Raw genomic sequence first — 803 nt, 5'->3', positions numbered from 1 at the left:
ACGGCAAGTCCCCCGGGCTGCACACGACGTACTCCCCCGACTCCCTGGCCTCCCCCGGTGCCCCCGCACGGGAGGGCTTCGCGTCAGGGTACGAGCGGGGGCGGGACGGGGGTGCGCACTCCCGCGACCCGGCCATGGTGCAGGCCGCTTTCCAGGCGCTGCGCGTGGTGGTGGATGACTTGCTGAGCGTGATGCCGCCGCGGTGCCTGCGTGCGCTGCTGCACTGCGTGGCCGCCTTCGCGGGGCAAACCGCGGACGTGAATGCGAGCTTGACGGCCATTGGTCTGCTGTGGGCGGTGGGCGACTTTGCGCTAACGCAGTGTGGTGGCGACGGTGGCGGGGAGGCGGAGGCGGCGGCGGCGGCGGCGGCGGACTTTGAGGAGTTGGAGCAGCAGGGAGTGAGCTCCCCCGATCAGGCCAGCCTGGCGGCGGTGGCGGCGGCGGCCACTGCCAGCGCGGCTGAGGCCGAGGCGGCGGCGGCGGCGGCGCGGCGGGAGGGGGAGAGTGGCGTCCCCCGTACCCGCGTGTGGGCGGCGCTGGCCTGGTGGCTGCGAGCTCTGGCGGTGGATGCGCGGTCCGAGGTGCGGACCTGTGCGCTGCAGACGCTGGCGTCTGCGGTGGTGTCGCACGGACGGGGGCTGCGCGGCGCGGAGTGGCGCGTGTGTCTGGCACGCTGCCTGCTGCCCACGCTGGAACAGGTGCGGCCGCCGTAGCGCCTGCAGCGCGGCGCAACCCCACCCCTCATCACCGCTGCGTCGCTGCTTGCATCGCCTGCCTGTGTCGTTGCTGTCGCTGCTGTCGCT

At 74.2% G+C, this 803-nt stretch carries 1 protein-coding gene; it reads left to right on the top strand.

Going from position 1 to position 803, the window contains the following annotated elements:
* Positions 1–134: 134 nt before the first annotated feature.
* On the top strand, positions 135–713 hold the full coding sequence (locus tag ACK4SE_RS13875) for a hypothetical protein (RefSeq protein ID WP_409693883.1): 579 nt from the start codon (positions 135–137) through the stop codon (positions 711–713).
* Positions 714–803: the final 90 nt, after the last annotated feature.

It is taken from the genome of Brevundimonas sp. (assembly GCF_046293315.1).
Taxonomy (GTDB): Bacteria; Pseudomonadota; Alphaproteobacteria; order Caulobacterales; family Caulobacteraceae; genus Brevundimonas.
The sequence above is the reverse complement of the archived record's forward strand: the minus strand, read 5'-3'. Positions and strand labels throughout refer to the sequence as shown.